The following is an 18,533-nucleotide window of genomic DNA, read 5'->3' on the forward strand; positions in this document are numbered from 1 at the left end:
TGTTTTTCCTTGAAAATCTTCCTTTTAAATGATAAGATTTTAAGAAATAAAAGGAGGATTGTACAATGACAGAAGAAAAAGTAGATTCTAAATTTGAAGAAGTTAAAGGCCGTGCTAAAGAAGTTGCTGGAAAAGTCCTCGGTGATAAAAAGTTAGAAGTTGAAGGCTTGGTTGAAAAGGAAATTGAGAAAATCAAGCAAAAATTTGAAAAATAAACCTATGAAAGGCATTACTTAAGTGATGCCTTTTCATTAATGGCAAATAATCTTAAGTATTGATTTGATTGCCTGTAGAAGCAAAATCATGCTATAATCTTATTATGTATAGAATCTGGGAGGTTTAAGATGTCGAAAACGAGATTATATATTGCCCGTCATGGGAAAACCATGTTTAATACAATCGGACGTGCTCAAGGTTGGAGTGATACCCCCTTAACTAAAAAAGGTGAAGAAGGAATCCGAGAACTAGGTCTTGGTTTAAAAGATGCAGCTATTCCTTTTAAAGCAGCTTTCTCCAGCGATTCTGGAAGAACAATGCAGACTATGGAGATTATACTTAAGGAATCTGAAAATGAATTCCTCCCCTATACTAGAGACAAAAGAATTCGGGAATGGTGTTTTGGTAGCCTAGATGGAGCTTATGATGCAGAGCTATTCATGGGTGTTTTACCAAGAACTAAAGCCTTTGAAGGTAAGAAAGATATGCGTGAGGTCCCATATTCTGAATTGGCTGAAAGTATCGTTGAGGTCGATACTGCTAATTGGGCTGAGCCATGGGATGTTTTGAAGAAACGTATTTATGAAGGTTTTGAGGCTATTGCCTTGTCCATCGAAAATTCTGGAGGTGGCAATGCCATCGTAGTTAGTCATGGGATGACAATTGGAACCTTTATGTGGTTGATTGATCCTAACCGTGAAAAACAATTTATTGATAATGGCAGTGTCACTATTGTTGACTTTGAAGATGGCCAATTCTACATTAAAGCCATTGGTGATATGAGCTATCGTTATCGTGGTCAAGAAATTATAGAAAAAATATCAAATGAAAAATAATAAGTTATTACTTTTTTTGATGCAGGTCCTAGCCCTGCTTTTGTTTGCTTTTTGCTTGTATATCTTTATTAAGGGAGATTCTACTCTTTTAAACCCTAAAAAGGCTCAAGAGAGTCAGACTATCACGCAGGAAAATACAAAGAGTAGTTCGAAGACTAATAGTGACTTACCCAAGGTTTCAGTTAAAGATTGGGAGTTGGTTTTAGTGAATCGGGACCATACAAAAGAAGAAATGAATCCGGAACTCGCGGAGATTAATGGGGTCTATGTGGATAAAAGGATTGCGGAGGCTACAGCTGATTTTTTAGCGGCAGCTCAGGCTGTTAATCCTCAGGAACATCTCATTTCTGGTTATAGAAGTGTTGAGTATCAGGCGCAGCTTTACCAAACCTACCTTGCTCAGGAAATGGCAAAGGATCCCAATCTAACACAAGAAGCAGCGGAAAAACTGGTTCAAACCTACTCTCAACCAGCTGGTTCTAGTGAACATCAGACTGGTCTGGCTATTGACATGAGTACGGTTGACCAGTTAAATCAAAGCGATCCAGCAGTTGTTAAACAAATTGTTGATTTAGCGCCCAAGTATGGGTTTGTGCTGCGGTTTAAAGAGGACAAAAAAGAAAGTACTGGTGTTGGGTATGAAGATTGGCATTATCGCTATGTAGGTAAGGAATCGGCAGCATATATGACAAAGCATAACCTTTCTTTAGAAGAATATATTAAGGTTTTGAAGGAGAAACAATGAGAGCGCGATTGAAATTACCTGTATTTTTAACAATACTTGCCTTCTTTCTACTGATTTGTGTTTTTCCGCTAATTATTAATAGTCATGCTAATCAAGCTTATAAAAGGGTAAACGTTCCTTATACGCAAAAGGAATTCATACATAAAATAAGCAAGGAAGTTATCCCTTATGCCAAAGTTTATGGTATCCGATCATCGATTATCATTGGTCAAATTTTGTTGGAAAGTCAGAATGGTCAAACCCTTTTAGCTTCACGTTATCATAATTTATTCGGTATGGAAACTAGGTCTGGCCAAGCATTTGCAAACTTATATGTTTCAAAAACCGTGGCTTCTCAATCAAAAGATAGCTTCGTTCGTTTCGCTCGTTACCCTGATTGGCAGAACTCAATTGCTGATTATTTCTCAACTCTACGTAAAGGACAAGTTTGGGATAAACACCTTTATCGGGAATTAGCCACACAAGAAGGCTATAAGGCTCCCGCCCAGGCTCTTGAAGATTACATCTATTCTTACGATAAAGATTATTCTAATAAACTGATAAAGGTTATTGAAGACAACGATTTGACTCAATTTGATCAATAAATTAGCACTCTAAAAAAAGAGTGCTAATTTTTTAAGTTTTTTTCTTGACAGCTAGGATATTAGGAGTATAATAGAACTATAAGTTAGCAGTCTTGTTGGTAGAGTGCTAATTCCGAAAGGGGTGATTGTTAGTGATCACAGAGCGTCAGAATGAAATTCTCAATTTGATTGTTGACTTGTTCACGCAAACTCATGAACCAGTCGGATCAAAAGCTCTGCAAGCAAGTATCGAGACTAGTAGCGCTACCATCCGTAACGAAATGGCTAAACTTGAGAAGTTGGGTTTGTTAGAAAAAGCTCATACTTCCAGTGGACGAATGCCAAGTGCGGCAGGATTTAAATACTTCGTCGAGCACTCTTTGAATCTTGACAGTATTGATGAAAGGGATGTCTACCAGCTTGTAAAAGCTTTTGATTTTGAAGCTTTTAAGTTAGAGGATATCCTGGCAAAAGCCAGTCATGTCTTAGCTGCAATCACAGGTTATACCGTTGCCATTTTGGATGTAGAGCCAGCAAGGCAAAAGTTAACAGGTTTTGAAATTGTTCAACTTTCCAATCATGATGCTTTAGCAGTCCTTAATCTGGACGAATCTAAGCCAATCACAGTCCAGTTTGCCATTCCTAAAAACTTTCTAAAACGGGATTTGCTTATTTTAAAGGAAATCGTAGATGAACGTTTGCTAGGAAGGGAATTGATGGATGTTCACTACAAATTAAGAACAGAGATTCCTCAAGTTCTTCAGAAGTATTTCACAGTAACGGATAATGTTTTAGATTTGTTTGATTATATTTTTAAGGGATTATTCCAAGAAAGTATTTTTGTAGATGGTAAGGTTCATGCTCTTGATTATGCAGGTTTACAAACCTATCAGTATTTAGACAATGAACAAAGTTTAGCTTTAACGATACGTCAAAGTATGGCAGAAAACGAAATGGCTACCGTTCAAGTTGCTGATAGTAGTGAACCAGCTTTAGCAGATTTAAGTCTTTTGACTTATAAATTCCTAATCCCTTATCGAGGATTTGGTTTACTTAGCTTAATAGGCCCCATTGATATGAATTATCGACGAAATGTTAGTTTAATTAATGTGGTGGGACGTATCTTAGCAGTAAAATTAAGAGATTACTATCGCTATTTAAACAGTAATCATTACGAGGTTCATTAGCCGATAACCTTAGGTAAGAAAACAAAGAAAGAGGACTTTCAATTGTCAAAGAAAGATAAAGAAGATATTCAAAAAGAAGAAATTGAAAATGTGACCCAAGAGCCTGAGCAAAACAAGGTTGAGGAGACTGAGGCACCCATTGAAAAAACAGAGTTAGAACTAGCTCTTGAGAAAGCAGAAGACTTTGAAAACAAGTACCTTCGTGCTCATGCAGAAATGCAAAATATTCAACGCCGAGCTAATGAAGAGCGGCAGAGTCTTCAACGTTATCGTTCACAAGATTTAGCTAAAAAAATCTTACCGAGCTTGGACAATCTTGAACGTGCCCTTGCCGTTGAAGGCTTAACCGACGATGTTAAAAAAGGTCTAGAAATGGTCCAAGACAGTTTGGTTCAAGCACTGAAAGAAGAAGGAATTGAAGAAGTAGCAACAGAAAGCTTTGATCATCATTTACATATGGCAGTGCAAACATTACCAGCTGATGATGATCATCCAGTAGATAGCATTGCAGAAGTTTTCCAAAAAGGCTATAAGCTTCATGAAAGATTACTCAGACCAGCAATGGTTCTTGTTTATAATTAATTATCGTTTATTTAACAGATCATTAGTTTCGACCGCCAAGTCGTTAAACTAGCCTAGTATAAGAAAAATAAAGAGGTATATAAGATGTCTAAAATTATTGGTATTGACTTAGGAACAACAAACTCAGCAGTCGCAGTTCTTGAAGGTGCTGAAAGCAAAATTATTGCTAACCCAGAAGGAAATCGTACAACTCCTTCAGTTGTATCATTTAAGAATGGAGAAATTATTGTCGGTGATGCTGCTAAACGTCAAGCAGTAACAAATCCTGAAACTATTATTTCGATTAAATCTAAAATGGGAACTTCAGAGAAAGTTTCAGCTAATGGAAAAGAATACACACCACAAGAAATTTCTGCAATGATTCTTCAATATCTTAAAGGTTATGCTGAAGATTACCTTGGTGAAAAAGTAACAAAAGCTGTCATCACAGTTCCAGCCTACTTTAACGATGCTCAACGTCAAGCAACAAAGGATGCAGGTAAAATTGCAGGTCTTGAAGTAGAACGTATCGTCAACGAACCAACTGCAGCAGCTCTTGCTTATGGTCTTGATAAGACAGATAAAGAAGAAAAAATCTTGGTCTTTGACCTTGGTGGTGGTACCTTTGACGTTTCAATTCTTGAACTAGGAGATGGTGTCTTCGATGTACTTGCTACTGCTGGGGACAATAAACTTGGTGGAGATGACTTTGACCAAAAGATTATTGATTTCTTAGTAGAAGAATTCAAAAAAGAAAATGGTATTGATTTATCTCAAGATAAAATGGCCTTACAACGTTTGAAAGATGCCGCTGAAAAAGCTAAGAAAGATCTTTCAGGTGTGACCCAAACACAAATTTCATTACCATTTATCACTGCTGGTGCTTCTGGACCGCTTCACTTGGAAATGAGCTTGTCTCGTGCTAAATTTGATGATTTAACACGTGATCTTGTTGAACGCACTAAGACTCCAGTCCGTCAAGCACTTTCAGATGCAGGCTTATCCTTATCAGAAATTGATGAAGTTATCTTAGTTGGTGGTTCAACTCGTATCCCAGCTGTTGTTGAAGCTGTCAAAGCTGAAACAGGTAAAGAACCTAATAAATCAGTAAACCCTGATGAAGTTGTTGCTATGGGTGCTGCTATTCAAGGTGGTGTGATTACTGGTGATGTTAAAGATGTTGTCCTTCTTGATGTTACTCCATTGTCACTTGGTATCGAAACTATGGGTGGTGTCTTCACTAAATTGATTGATCGTAATACCACTATCCCAACATCTAAATCACAAGTCTTCTCAACTGCTGCTGATAATCAACCTGCTGTTGACATTCATGTTCTCCAAGGGGAACGCCCAATGGCAGCAGATAACAAGACTCTAGGACGTTTCCAATTGACAGATATTCCTGCAGCGCCTCGTGGTATCCCTCAAATCGAAGTAACCTTTGACATTGACAAAAATGGTATTGTTTCTGTAAAAGCAAAAGACCTTGGTACACAAAAAGAGCAACACATTGTTATTAAGTCAAATGATGGTCTTTCAGAAGAAGAAATTGATCGTATGATGAAGGACGCAGAAGCGAATGCAGAAGCAGATGCTAAACGTAAAGAAGAAGTAGACCTTAAAAACGAAGTTGATCAAGCTATCTTTGCAACTGAGAAAACAATTAAAGAAACAGAAGGTAAAGGCTTTGATACAGAACGTGATGCTGCACAATCAGCTCTTGATGACTTGAAGAAAGCGCAAGAATCTGGCAACCTTGAAGATATGAAAGCAAAACTTGAAGCACTTAACGAAAAAGCACAAGGACTTGCAGTTAAAATGTATGAACAAGCGGCAGCAGCACAACAAGCTACTCAAGGAGCAGAAGAAGCACAATCAACAGATTCAAATAAAGGTGATGATGTTGTTGATGGTGAGTTTACTGAAAAATAAGCTTATTTCCATTAGACAAAACTAATCTAAGTTAGTTTCTTACATCTTTTGAGTTTTGAAGCTAGGAAAAAGAGAGGTAATCACTTCAAAACGAGCTGATTATTTCTCTGCTGTCTAACAAAAGATAATCGGCAGTTAGGTGGAGCCTTGTATTGTCTCAGCCTATAGCCGGTAAAATATCCAAAGTCAGAGGTTTTACCAGACCTCTGTTTTTGGCTAATTGATTAGGTTTACCTTGTAATCATACAGAAAGGAATCGTGGTGTTCAAAAGTTGAACACAGTCGTTGATAGATAGGCGGGCAATTAATTGAAGGGGCCTGTAACTCCATATAAAAGAATGGTTTCTAGTTGCGGATGTTTTCGCTTTTGTTTTTATTTTCTTTGTGGAGCCATTAACGACTTTATATCTTAATACTATGAATAATACAGAATTTTATGACCGCTTGGGGGTATCAAAGGATGCCTCGCAAGATGAAATTAAAAAAGCGTACCGGAGGATGTCAAAGAAATACCATCCAGACATCAACAAAGAAGCTGGAGCTGAGCAGAAATATAAAGACATTCAGGAAGCGTATGAAACTTTAAGTGACTCTCAGAAACGATCTGCTTATGACCAATATGGTGCAGCAGGTGCACAAGGTGGTTTTGGTGGCGGTGCTGGTGGTTTCGGTGGTTTTGATGGTTCCGGCTTCGGTGGCTTTGAAGATATTTTTTCCAGTTTCTTTGGAGGGGGCGGAGGGATGCGTAATCCCAACGCTCCAAGACAAGGTGATGATTTACAGTACCGTGTGAACTTATCCTTTGAAGAGGCTATTTTTGGAGCAGAAAAAGAAGTTTCTTACCATCGTGAAGCTACCTGTCATACCTGTGCTGGCTCAGGTGCTAAACCTGGAACTAGTCCTGTAACATGTGGCCGCTGTCATGGTTCGGGTGTTATTAATGTAGACACTCAAACGCCGCTTGGAATGATGCGTCGTCAGGTAACCTGTGATGTTTGCCATGGAACAGGACAAGAAATTAAAGAACCATGCCAAACTTGTCATGGAACAGGTCATGAAAAAGAGACTCACAAAGTTTCTGTTAAAATTCCAGCAGGAGTAGAAACAGGTCAACAAATCCGTTTGCAAGGTCAAGGTGAGGCTGGCTTTAATGGCGGCCCTTATGGAGACTTGTTCGTTGTCCTAAATGTTCTTCCAAGTAAAAAATTCGAACGGAATGGCTCAACGATCTACTATACGATGAATATTAGCTTTGTCCAAGCTGCTTTGGGTGATGTCGTTGATATCCCTACAGTACATGGAGACGTTGAAATGGCAATTCCTGCAGGTACACAAACGGGGAAAGTCTTCAGATTAAAGGGGAAAGGTGCCCCTAAACTTCGAGGTGCAGGACAAGGCGATCAGCATGTCACAATTAATATCGTGACGCCAACCAAACTCAATGATAAGCAAAAAGAAGCTCTTCAAGCTTTTGCGCAAGCAAGTGGTCAAGAAATTAGCACACCAAAGAAAAAAGGTTTCTTTGACAAAATGAAAGATGCTTTAGAAGATATTTAAAAACCATAACTTAGAAGGTCGTCTTCTAAGTTATTTTTTTTTGGAAAAAAACTTGCATATTTTAAATACCTAGTGTAGAATATTAAAAGTATTTAATTTGATTATCAAATAACTTTATAAAAAAATCATTTCATAATCAAATAAAATAAGAAAGTAGGTCAATATGACATTCCAAAATATTATGTTTGAAAGGGAAAATGACTTAGCTGTTTTGACTCTCAACAGACCGGAAGTATCAAATGGTTTCAACATTCCCATGTGTCAGGAGATGCTCCATGCCATTAAAACCGTTGCGAGTGATGATACCATACGCTTTTTGATTATTAAAGCTAAGGGTTCAGTTTTCTCGGTAGGTGGGGATTTGGTTGAAATGGAGAAAGCGGTAGCTAATGATAATGTCCAGTCACTTGTAGATATTGCTAAATTAGTTCAGGAAATCTCCTTTGCAATCAAGCAATTAGCTAAGCCAGTAATTATGTGTACTGATGGGGCAGTTGCTGGAGCAGCGGCAAATATGGCCCTAGCAGTTGATTTTTGTATTTCCAGTCTAAAAACAAAATTTATTCAAGCTTTTGTCAATGTTGCCTTAGCACCAGACGCTGGTGGGCTTTTCCTTTTAACAAGGGCGGTAGGACTTAATCGGGCAACTCATCTCGTTATGACAGGAGAAGGCGTAACAGCTGAAAAAGCTCAGGAATATGGTTTTGTTTATAAAGCGGTCGAAAGCCCAGAGCTTGAAAAAACATTAAACCAACTCTTAAAAAGATTAAGACGAGGCTCGTCGAATTCCTATGCTGCTATGAAAAAACTTGTCTGGGAAAGTTTCTTTAAGGAATGGACTAATTATGCCCACCTAGAGCTGGAACTCCAAGAACAACTAGCTTTCAAAGAGGATTTCAAGGAAGGCGTTAAAGCATTCTCAGAAAGACGATTACCTAAATTTCAAGGAAAATAAGGTAAAATCTTGCAAAATACTTTGGTGTCTGATACAATTTGATAGTCAAAGTTTATTGTTGGGAGGTGACAACTTGGAATATACAAAAATAAATGACTATTTAGTTGATGTGTTCAATCGTATTTTGGTCATTGAAGAGATGAGTTTGAAAACTAGCCAGTTCAAAGATGTTTCGATAAAGGAAATGCACACTATTGAAATTATTGGAAAGTTTGAAAACGTTACTCCAAGTGATATTGCTAGAGAGCTTATGGTGACTTTAGGAACTGTAACTACTAGTCTCAACAAACTCGAAGCCAAAGGCTATATTGAGCGAAGACGCTCCAATTCAGACCGTCGAGTTGTCTATTTAAATTTGACGAAAAAAGGAAGACTCTTGGATCGTTTGCATGCTCAATTTCATAAAAATATGGTTGGACATGTTGTTGCAGACATGGATGAAGAAGCTATGAAAGCACTACTGAGAGGCTTAGAAAATCTACATCAGTTTCTGGAGGACTTGGTTTAATGCCTTATTCAAAAATTAGTCAGGCGGCTCATTATTTACCCAATCAAGTGGTTAGTAACGAGGACTTGGCCAGTATTTTAGATACAAATGATGAATGGATTTCTTCACGGACTGGCATTAGAAAACGACGCATATCAAAGTCAGAAACGACCAGTGATTTAGCTAGTCAAGTTGCTCTACAATTGCTAGAAAAATCAGGTTATCAGGCAGCTGATATTGATTTCATCATCGTTGCTACAATTTCTGCTGATACCATTATGCCCTCAGTGGCAGCTAAGGTTCAGGCTTATATCGGAGCAACAAAGGCTTTCGCTTTTGATATGACTGCTGCTTGTAGTGGCTTTGTCTTTGCCTTAGCAATGGCCGATAAGTTAATTCGTTCAGGCTCCTATCAAAAAGGTATTGTTATTGGCGCTGAAACTCTTTCTAAGAGCTTAGATTGGTCGGATCGTTCGACCGCTGTTCTTTTTGGTGATGGTGCTGGGGGTGTTTTATTAGAGTCATCTGAGACCTGCCATTTTTTAGCAGAGTCCTTGAATACTGACGGTAAAAGAGGGTCCAGTTTAAGATCTGGACAGAGCGGATTGAATTCACCTTTTTCTGATAAAAGGGACAATTTTCCTTTTATCAGAATGGATGGAAGAGCGATCTTTGACTTTGCTATCAGGGATGTTTCCAAGAATATCAAACAGTTGATAGAAGATTCCTCATTATCAAAAGAAAATATTGATTATTTCTTACTTCATCAAGCCAACCAGCGCATTTTAGATAAAATGGCTAGGAAGATTGCTTGTCCGCGTGAGAAATTCTTAGAAAATATGATGGACTATGGTAATACTAGCGCAGCTAGTATCCCAATCCTCTTATCAGAGGCAGTTCAAGATGGTCATATTTTATTAGATGGTAGCCAAATTGTCTTACTTTCTGGTTTTGGTGGAGGTTTGACATGGGGAAGTCTAATTGTTAAAATCTAGTTATATCGTGTGCTTTTGCACATTATAAAAATAAATAAAGAACATTTAAGGAGAAATGTAATGTCAGTATTTGAGAAAGTACAAGAAATTATCGTTGAAGAGCTTGGTAAAGAAGCAGATGAGATTAAAATGGAAACAACTTTTGATGACTTAGACGCTGATTCACTCGATGTCTTCCAAGTCATTTCAGAAATTGAAGACGCTTTTGATATTCAAATTGAAACTGAAGAAGGTTTGAATACTGTAGGTGATTTAGTTGCCTATGTTGAAGAAAAAACAAAATAAGACTTAGCTTTTTAAGTATATGACAAGACATCATATCATTGAGGGTGAGATTAGCCCCCTGTCAAAAGGATCTAACTCACTCTTTCTTTATTTCTATATAGTTTGATTATCAAATTATTTTACGGCAAGAGAAGGACACTATGAAAACACGTATTACAGAATTACTAGATATTGAATATCCTATTTTTCAAGGAGGAATGGCTTGGGTTGCAGATGGCGACCTTGCAGGAGCAGTTTCCAATGCTGGTGGCTTAGGCATTATTGGTGGCGGGAATGCACCTAAGGAAGTCGTTAAGGCTAATATTGACCGCGTTAAATCAATTACTGATAAGCCATTTGGTGTCAATATCATGCTATTGTCACCCTTTGCGGATGATATAGTTGACTTAGTGATCGAAGAAGGTGTTAAGGTGGTAACGACCGGTGCGGGAAATCCCGGTAAATACATGGAGAGGTTGCATCAAGCAGGAATCATTGTTATTCCGGTAGTTCCAAGTGTTGCACTAGCAAAACGTATGGAAAAGTTAGGAGTTGATGCAGTCATTACTGAAGGAATGGAAGCTGGTGGTCATATTGGAAAATTGACCACTATGACATTGGTGCGTCAAGTGGTGGACAGTATTTCTATACCGGTTGTTGCGGCTGGAGGAATTGCTGATGGAAAGGGAGCTGCTGCGGCTTTTATGCTAGGAGCAGAGGCTGTGCAAGTTGGAACGCGTTTTGTAGTTGCAAAAGAGTCGAACGCTCATCAGAATTTCAAGGATAAAATTTTAAAAGCAAAAGATATTGACACCATTGTATCAGCCCAAGTTGTTGGTCACCCAGTACGCGCCTTAAAGAATAAATTGACATCGGCTTACGCAAAAGCTGAAAAAGAGTTTTTAGCGGATAGACGGACAGCTCAAGATATTGAAGAAATGGGAGCTGGAGCTTTGCGCAAGGCTGTTGTTGACGGAGACGTTATTACCGGATCTGTAATGGCTGGTCAAATTGCTGGCTTAATTCAAAAAGAAGAAAGCTGCCAAGCTATCATCGAAGACATCTTCTATGGTGCAGCAACTGTTATTCAGCAGGAAGCTAAACGTTGGGAAACTATTAAGATAAACTAAATCATTTTGACATGGACGAGGATGATAAATGACAAAAATTGCTTTTTTATTTGCAGGACAAGGAGCTCAGAAATTAGGTATGGGTCACGACTTTTATGAGACCTATCCTATTGCTAAGGCAACCTTCGAACAAGCTCAAACCTTACTAGGTTATGATTTAAGACAATTAATTGATACAGATTCTGAAAAATTAAACCAAACGCGCTACACTCAGCCGGCAATTTTGACAACTTCAATCGCTATTTACCGAGTATTAACAAGTTTTGACATCAAACCGGATATGGTAGCAGGGCTTTCTCTTGGGGAATACTCAGCTTTAGTGGCCTCAGGAGCTATCTCTTTTGAGGAGGCTTTACAATTGGTTGCTAAACGTGGTCAATTTATGGAAGAAGCTGCTCCAGCAGGTTCAGGAAAAATGGTAGCTGTATTGAATACCCCTGCTGAGCTGATTGAAAAGGTATGTCAATTGGCAGCACATAAAGGGGTTGTTTCACCAGCCAACTATAACACACCTGGGCAGATTGTAATAGGAGGTCAAGTTGAGGCAGTTAATGAAGCGGTCGAACTTTTAAAGGAAAAAGGTGTTAAACGTTTGATTCCTCTTAACGTTTCGGGACCATTTCACACCGCTTTATTAGAATCAGCTAGCGTTAAACTGAGTCAAGAATTGGGGAAAATAGACTTTAAAGATTTCGAGTGTCCTTTAATTGGGAACACAGAAGCAGATGTTATGACTCGAGAGGAAATTCCTCAATTACTAGCTCGCCAAGTTATGGAGCCAGTTAGATTCTACGAGAGCATCAAAAAACTTCAGGAGAGAGGTTGCGACCAAGTGATTGAGATTGGTCCTGGAAGTATTTTAAGTGGCTTTATCAAAAAAATTGATAAAAGCTTAGAAACAACTAGTATTGAAGATATAGCTTCATTGCGACACTATTTGGAAGGTAGGAAAGAAAAGAAATGGATGTAAAAGGTAAAAATATTTTTATTACTGGATCAACTCGGGGGATTGGCTTAGCCATTGCAAAAGAATTTGCTCAATTAGGAGCTAATATTATTTTAAATGGGAGATCATCTGTGACACCAGAAGTTTTGTCTTCTTTTGAAGGATTTGAAGGTCAGGTCTCCTTTATTTCTGGAGATGTTTCGGATCAGAAAGATGCTGAGCGAATGATTAATCAAGCTATTGAAACGTTTGGCTCAGTAGATATTCTCATTAATAATGCAGGAATTACCTACGATAAACTTTTATTGAAAATGACTCAGGAAGATTTTGAAACTGTGCTAAGGATTAATTTAACCGGCGCATTTAACATGACAAAATCAGTCTTAAAGCCGATGTCAAAAGCACGGCAAGGTGCTATCATCAATTTGTCTAGCGTGGTTGGCTTAACTGGAAATATTGGTCAAGCCAATTATGCTGCTTCAAAAGCAGGACTGATTGGTTTTACAAAATCAGTTGCTAGAGAGGTAGCAGGACGCGGAATCACTGTCAATGCTATTGCTCCAGGATTTATTGAATCAGATATGACTGATGTGCTATCAGAAAAGACAAAAGAATCTATTCTTAGCCAAATCCCTATGAAACGGATTGGAAAGGCTGAAGAAGTTGCTAAATTGGCAAGTTATCTAGCAGGTCAAAGTTATATCACAGGTCAAGTTATCGCCATTGATGGCGGAATGACCATGCAATAAGATTGAGGTAATAGAAATGACATTTAAACGAGTAGTAATAACAGGATACGGTATGACATCTCCTATTGGGAATACTCCTAAAGACTTTTGGTCAAGCTTGAAAAATGGTAAAATTGGTATTGGTCCAATTACAAAATTTGATACCAGTGATTTTGCAGTAAAAAATGCTGCTGAAGTAAATGATTTTCCATTTGATAAGTATTTTGTAAAAAAAGATTTGAATCGATTTGATACTTATTCTCTTTATGCATTGTATGCGGCTAATGAAGCGGTAAACAATGCTAAGTTAGATTTAGAAACAATTGATTCGGATCGTTTTGGTGTTATCGTGGCGACAGGTATCGGTGGTATTCAAGAAATTGAAGAGCAGGTTATTCGCCTCCATGAAAAAGGCCCGCGCCGTGTTAAACCAATGACCTTACCAAAAGCCTTACCAAATATGGCAGCAGGAAATGTTGCGATGCGAGTAGGAGCCCATGGTATTTGTAAATCAATCAATACGGCCTGCGCATCCTCAAATGATGCTATTGGTGATGCTTTCCATCTTATCAAATTTGGGTTACAAGATATTATGATAACAGGTGGGGCAGAGGCGGCTATATCTAAATTTGCTATTGCTGGTTTCCAAAGTTTAACTGCTTTATCCACTACAGAAGATCCTAAACGTGCGTCAATTCCTTTTGATAAAGATCGAAATGGCTTTGTTATGGGAGAAGGTTCGGGTATGTTAGTCTTAGAAAGTCTCGAACATGCTCAAAAGCGTGGTGCAACTATCCTTGCAGAGATTGTTGGTTACGGAAATACTTGCGACTCTTATCATATGACGTCACCTCATCCTGAAGGTCTAGGTGCTCGTAAAGCTATTAAACTTGCATTAGAGGAAGCTGCGATTTCTGCTGATCTTATTGATTATGTCAATGCTCATGGAACTTCAACTCCTGCAAATGAGAAGGGAGAAAGTCAAGCCATTGTAGCTGTTCTTGGCAAGGAGGTTCCTGTGTCATCAACTAAATCATTCACAGGTCACCTTTTAGGTGCAGCTGGTGCGATTGAAGCTATTGCGACCATTGAAGCTATGCGCAACAGTTATGTTCCGATGACAGCTGGAACACAAGAACTATCTGATGATATTGAAGCGAATGTGATATTTGGACAAGGACAAGAAAAAGAAATCCATTATGCCATTTCAAACACTTTTGGTTTTGGTGGACATAATGCAGTATTAGCTTTCAAAAACTGGGAGGAATAAGTTGAATATTCAAGAAATCAAGGATTTGATGACACAATTTGATCAATCAAGCCTACGAGAATTTTCATTTAAATCACAAGATGAACTTTTGACATTTAGTAAAAATGAAATGAATAGCGCTCTGTTAACAGCAACTTTAGAGAATAAAGAGTTGGAAGCAGAATCATCTTTACCTGCAAATAAAGCCACTGTCACTGACTCTATTAATCAAAGCTTAGCGACCACAGAGCCCTTATTGAACGAGGAAGCTGAAGGAGAATTGGTTGAAAGTCCTCTAGTTGGGGTTGCCTATCTCTCCCCTGGTCCGGGTAAAGATAACTACGTAACTATTGGTAGTCAAGTGAAGAAGGGCCAAACCTTATTAATTATTGAAGCTATGAAAGTTATGAATGAAATTCCGGCTCCTCACGATGGTGTCATAACAGAAATTCTTGTTTCTAATGAAGAAGTTGTCGAATTCGGAAGTGGATTGGTTAGACTAAAATGATAGATATAAAGAAGATTCAAGAAGCTTTGCCCCACCGCTATCCTATGTTACTGGTTGACAGAGTTCTAGAAGTTGCAGACGATAAAATTATTGCATTAAAAAATGTGACTATTAACGAACCTTTTTTTGAAGGCCATTTTCCTGATTATCCTGTAATGCCGGGTGTTTTAATTATGGAAGCTTTAGCTCAAACGGCTGGTGTACTAGAGTTATCAAAACCAGAAAACAAAGGTAAAATTGTCTTTTATGCCGGTATGGATAAGGTTAAGTTCAAAAAACAAGTTGTCCCTGGAGATCAACTCATTATGACGGTTACCTTCCTTAAAAGACGAGGGACTATTGCTGTCGTAGAGGCAAAAGCAGAAGTTGATGGGCAGTTAGCTGCTAGTGGTATTCTAACTTTTGCTCTTGGTAACTAAGAACTACAGATTCTGTGGAGGAAAATAATGTTTAAAAAAATCTTAATCGCCAATCGTGGCGAAATTGCTGTTAGGATTATCCGCGCAGCTCGAGAATTAGGGATTTCCACAGTAGCCGTTTATTCTGAAGCTGATAAAACAGCTCTTCATACCATGCTTGCTGATCAAGCGATTTGTATAGGTCCTGCCCGTTCCACTGATTCTTATTTAAATATGAAATCAGTCTTATCTGCTGCTATTGTAACAGGTGCACAAGCTATTCACCCGGGCTTTGGCTTTCTAAGTGAAAATTCTAAATTCGCAACGATGTGTGAAGAAATGAATATTAAATTTATCGGCCCAGCTGCAATCATTATGGATAAGATGGGAGATAAAATAAACGCACGTTCAGAAATGAAGAAAGCGGGTGTACCTGTTATTCCAGGTTCTGAGGGGGAGGTTTTCTCAGCTCAAGAAGCACAAGAGGTTGCAGATAAAGTAGGTTATCCCGTTATGCTAAAGGCCTCCGCTGGTGGAGGTGGTAAAGGAATTCGCAAAGTCACAACTGCTAGTGAGTTAAGAGAAGCATTTGAATCTGCTTCTCAAGAAGCACTTAGTGCCTTTGGTAATGGTGCAATGTATGTTGAAAAGGTCATTTATCCAGCTAGACATATTGAAATGCAGATTTTAGCAGATTCCTACGGACATGTGATTCATTTAGGTGAAAGAGATTGCTCGCTACAGCGTAACAACCAAAAAGTTCTAGAAGAGAGCCCCTCTATTGCTATTGGTGAAACACTTCGTAAAGAGATGGGAGATGCTGCTGTTAAAGCTGCGCAAGCAGTTGGTTACGAAAATGCTGGGACGATCGAATTCTTATTAGATGAGAAAAGTGGCCAATTTTACTTTATGGAGATGAATACCCGTATTCAAGTTGAGCATCCGGTAACGGAATTTGTAACTGGTATTGATCTTGTTAAGGAACAAATTAAGATAGCAGCTGGTATGGAGCTGGAAATCACGCAAGACGATATCAGTATTTCTGGTCACGCTATTGAATGCCGTATCAATGCTGAAAATCCTAAATTTAATTTTGCACCGAGCCCTGGGAAAATTACTGACTTATACTTACCTAGTGGAGGTGTTGGTCTGCGAGTAGATTCAGCAGTCTATAGCGGTTACACTATTCCCCCATATTATGACAGCATGATTGCTAAAGTTATTGTTCATGGGGAAAATCGTTTCGATGCTTTAATGAAGATGCAAAGGGCTCTCTACGAGTTAGAAATTGAGGGAATTTCGACTAATATCGACTTTCAACTGGACTTGATTGCAGATCAACATGTCATTGCTGGTGATTACGATACAGCTTTTTTGATGGAAAGCTTTTTACCAGTTTATTCTAACAAAGAAGAGGAGTAATTATGGCTCTATTTAGTAAAAAAGATAAGTACATTCGTATTACCCCTCATATCACCCAAAAAAGTGCTGTTAGTCAGCTTGTCCCAGAAGTACCCGATGAACTCTTCGCTAAATGTCCGGCCTGTAAACACTCTATTTACCAAAAAGACTTAGGACCAGCTAAAATATGCCCAGAATGCTCCTATAATTTTCGGATATCTGCTCAGGAACGTCTGGCTCTGACGATTGATGAAGGGAGTTTTCAAGAGCTTTTTACTGATGTTGAAACTGAGGATCCTTTGAATTTTCCACAGTATAAGGAAAAATTGACTAAAGCCAGAGAAAATACAGGGTTACACGAAGCTGTTTTAACTGGTTTAGCTAAGGTAAAAGGTTTTAAGATTGCTTTAGCGATTATGGATTCTCACTTTATCATGGCTAGTATGGGAACTGTTGTTGGAGAAAAATTAACCCGACTTTTCGAATATGCCACCACAGAAAATTTACCACTAGTTGTTTTTACAGCTTCTGGCGGAGCGCGGATGCAAGAAGGGATAATGAGTTTGATGCAAATGGCCAAAGTATCTGCTGCTGTTAAAAGGCATTCTAAGGCTGGTCTTTTCTACCTGACTATTTTGACAGATCCGACAACGGGAGGTGTCACCGCAAGTTTTGCTATGCTAGGTGATATTATTCTTGCTGAACCTCAATCGCTCGTAGGTTTTGCGGGACGTCGCGTCATTGAAACGACAGTTCGAGAGAATCTTCCTGAGGATTTCCAAAAAGCAGAGTTCCTTCTAGAGCATGGTTTTGTGGATGCTATTATTAAAAGGACAGAACTTCGCGATACTATTGCGTATTTAGTTGGCTTTCATGGAGGTGTTAGATGACAGATGTAGCACGGATTCTAAAGGAAGCTCGGGATCAGGGCCGGATGACAACGCTTGACTATGCCTATCAATTGTTTGACGATTTTATGGAACTTCATGGAGATCGTCTATTTGCTGATGATGGAGCTGTTGTTGGAGGGTTAGGTTATTTAAATGGTCTTGCAGTTACGGTTATTGGTATCCAAAAAGGTTCTAATCTACAAGATAATCTACATCGTAATTTTGGTCAACCTCACCCTGAGGGTTATCGGAAAGCTTTGCGTTTAATGAAACAGGCTGAGAAATTTGGCCGTCCAATCATTACTTTTATTAACACTGCTGGTGCCTACCCTGGAGTAGGTGCAGAAGAAAGAGGTCAGGGAGAAGCGATTGCCCGTAATCTTCTAGAGATGAGCGATCTGAAAGTCCCTATTATTGCAATTATAATAGGTGAAGGTGGTTCTGGTGGAGCATTGGCACTAGCATTAGCTGACCAAGTTTGGATGCTTGAAAATTCTATTTATGCCGTTCTCAGTCCAGAAGGATTTGCTTCCATTTTGTGGAAAGATGGAGCTAGGGCTACAGAAGCAGCCGACCTGATGAAAATAACAGCTAGAGATTTGTTGCAAATGAAGGTTGTGGATCGGATTATTCCCGAACGTGGTTATTTTTCAAGTGAAATTATCGCTAAGTTAAAAAAGCATTTAATGACTGAAATTGAAAACCTACGTGGATTACCGCTAGAAGAATTATTAGAGAATCGATACAATAGATTTAGAAAATATTAAAAATCCTGATTAGGATTTTTTTTGCAAAAGGAGAAAGAGCAGGACAATAAAATGCTGATAATAGCATTGTCCTTTACCTTGGTGCGAACTGTTAGTCAGGATTTATCATAGAAAGAGAGTAATTCCTCTATTGACCAGGGCTGGATCTTAAATCCGAAAAGCTTATAAGAAATAAGAAAAAGGATAGAAAATATCTATCCTTTCAGTTTTAAGACAAA

General features: G+C 38.6%; 21 protein-coding genes. All 21 read left to right on the forward strand.

What is annotated here, in order from left to right; genetic code table 11:
• Positions 1-65: 65 nt before the first annotated feature.
• Positions 66-215: a CsbD family protein gene (locus tag STRPS_RS06220; protein ID WP_007892114.1), complete on the forward strand. Its 150-nt coding sequence runs from the start codon at positions 66-68 to the stop codon at positions 213-215.
• A 129-nt stretch (positions 216-344) separates the two neighbouring features.
• Entirely contained in the window at positions 345-1,052 is a 708-nt protein-coding gene (locus STRPS_RS06225; protein WP_007892112.1) for a histidine phosphatase family protein, read from the forward strand.
• A complete protein-coding gene (locus tag STRPS_RS06230; RefSeq protein WP_007892185.1) occupies positions 1,042-1,797 on the forward strand; it encodes a M15 family metallopeptidase in 756 nt (251 codons plus the stop codon). Before STRPS_RS06225 ends, STRPS_RS06230 begins: the two co-directional genes overlap by 11 nt.
• Positions 1,794-2,381 (forward strand): glucosaminidase domain-containing protein, encoded by a 588-nt coding sequence (locus tag STRPS_RS06235; protein WP_007892173.1) that lies wholly within the window; start codon positions 1,794-1,796, stop codon positions 2,379-2,381. Before STRPS_RS06230 ends, STRPS_RS06235 begins: the two co-directional genes overlap by 4 nt.
• 131 nt (positions 2,382-2,512) lie before the next feature.
• Complete coding sequence (gene hrcA, locus STRPS_RS06240; protein WP_007892096.1) at positions 2,513-3,547, forward strand: heat-inducible transcriptional repressor HrcA; 1,035 nt, start codon at positions 2,513-2,515, stop codon at positions 3,545-3,547.
• A gap of 42 nt (positions 3,548-3,589) precedes the next feature.
• Positions 3,590-4,129, forward strand: a complete 540-nt coding sequence (gene grpE / locus STRPS_RS06245; protein WP_007892164.1) for a nucleotide exchange factor GrpE — start codon at positions 3,590-3,592, stop codon at positions 4,127-4,129.
• Between the two features lie 84 nt (positions 4,130-4,213).
• On the forward strand, positions 4,214-6,040 hold the full coding sequence (dnaK, locus tag STRPS_RS06250; protein ID WP_007892229.1) for a molecular chaperone DnaK: 1,827 nt from the start codon (positions 4,214-4,216) through the stop codon (positions 6,038-6,040).
• Positions 6,041-6,457: 417 nt separating this feature from the next.
• A complete protein-coding gene (gene dnaJ / locus STRPS_RS06255; RefSeq protein ID WP_007892090.1) occupies positions 6,458-7,597 on the forward strand; it encodes a molecular chaperone DnaJ in 1,140 nt (379 codons plus the stop codon).
• 163 nt (positions 7,598-7,760) lie between these two features.
• Entirely contained in the window at positions 7,761-8,552 is a 792-nt protein-coding gene (locus STRPS_RS06260; protein ID WP_007892100.1) for an enoyl-CoA hydratase, read from the forward strand.
• Between the two features lie 73 nt (positions 8,553-8,625).
• Positions 8,626-9,060, forward strand: coding sequence for a fatty acid biosynthesis transcriptional regulator FabT (fabT, locus tag STRPS_RS06265; RefSeq protein ID WP_007892094.1), 435 nt, complete (start codon positions 8,626-8,628; stop codon positions 9,058-9,060).
• Positions 9,060-10,034, forward strand: a complete 975-nt coding sequence (locus STRPS_RS06270) for a beta-ketoacyl-ACP synthase III (RefSeq protein ID WP_007892165.1) — start codon at positions 9,060-9,062, stop codon at positions 10,032-10,034. Before fabT ends, STRPS_RS06270 begins: the two co-directional genes overlap by 1 nt.
• A gap of 60 nt (positions 10,035-10,094) precedes the next feature.
• Positions 10,095-10,319, forward strand: a complete 225-nt coding sequence (locus tag STRPS_RS06275; RefSeq protein WP_003083638.1) for an acyl carrier protein — start codon at positions 10,095-10,097, stop codon at positions 10,317-10,319.
• Positions 10,320-10,459: 140 nt separating this feature from the next.
• Positions 10,460-11,428 (forward strand): enoyl-[acyl-carrier-protein] reductase FabK, encoded by a 969-nt coding sequence (fabK, locus tag STRPS_RS06280; protein ID WP_007896152.1) that lies wholly within the window; start codon positions 10,460-10,462, stop codon positions 11,426-11,428.
• Positions 11,429-11,456: 28 nt separating this feature from the next.
• Positions 11,457-12,398 carry an ACP S-malonyltransferase gene (fabD, locus tag STRPS_RS06285; RefSeq protein ID WP_007892227.1) on the forward strand — a complete coding sequence of 314 codons (942 nt, stop codon included), beginning with the start codon at positions 11,457-11,459 and terminating at the stop codon, positions 12,396-12,398.
• Positions 12,389-13,123, forward strand: a complete 735-nt coding sequence (gene fabG, locus STRPS_RS06290; RefSeq protein ID WP_007892127.1) for a 3-oxoacyl-[acyl-carrier-protein] reductase — start codon at positions 12,389-12,391, stop codon at positions 13,121-13,123. Before fabD ends, fabG begins: the two co-directional genes overlap by 10 nt.
• Before the next feature lie 16 nt (positions 13,124-13,139).
• On the forward strand, positions 13,140-14,372 hold the full coding sequence (gene fabF, locus STRPS_RS06295; RefSeq protein WP_007892162.1) for a beta-ketoacyl-ACP synthase II: 1,233 nt from the start codon (positions 13,140-13,142) through the stop codon (positions 14,370-14,372).
• A gap of 28 nt (positions 14,373-14,400) precedes the next feature.
• Positions 14,401-14,859: an acetyl-CoA carboxylase biotin carboxyl carrier protein gene (locus tag STRPS_RS06300; protein ID WP_408646533.1), complete on the forward strand. Its 459-nt coding sequence runs from the start codon at positions 14,401-14,403 to the stop codon at positions 14,857-14,859.
• Positions 14,856-15,278 (forward strand): 3-hydroxyacyl-ACP dehydratase FabZ, encoded by a 423-nt coding sequence (gene fabZ / locus STRPS_RS06305; RefSeq protein WP_007892126.1) that lies wholly within the window; start codon positions 14,856-14,858, stop codon positions 15,276-15,278. Before STRPS_RS06300 ends, fabZ begins: the two co-directional genes overlap by 4 nt.
• A 27-nt stretch (positions 15,279-15,305) precedes the next feature.
• Positions 15,306-16,679 carry an acetyl-CoA carboxylase biotin carboxylase subunit gene (locus STRPS_RS06310; protein ID WP_007892124.1) on the forward strand — a complete coding sequence of 458 codons (1,374 nt, stop codon included), beginning with the start codon at positions 15,306-15,308 and terminating at the stop codon, positions 16,677-16,679.
• 2 nt (positions 16,680-16,681) lie between these two features.
• Positions 16,682-17,548 carry an acetyl-CoA carboxylase, carboxyltransferase subunit beta gene (gene accD, locus STRPS_RS06315; protein WP_007892118.1) on the forward strand — a complete coding sequence of 289 codons (867 nt, stop codon included), beginning with the start codon at positions 16,682-16,684 and terminating at the stop codon, positions 17,546-17,548.
• Positions 17,545-18,315, forward strand: coding sequence for an acetyl-CoA carboxylase carboxyl transferase subunit alpha (locus STRPS_RS06320; protein WP_007892108.1), 771 nt, complete (start codon positions 17,545-17,547; stop codon positions 18,313-18,315). Before accD ends, STRPS_RS06320 begins: the two co-directional genes overlap by 4 nt.
• The last annotated feature ends 218 nt before the right edge of the window (positions 18,316-18,533 follow it).

This window comes from Streptococcus pseudoporcinus LQ 940-04 (assembly GCF_000188035.1).
Taxonomy (GTDB): domain Bacteria; phylum Bacillota; class Bacilli; order Lactobacillales; family Streptococcaceae; genus Streptococcus; species Streptococcus pseudoporcinus.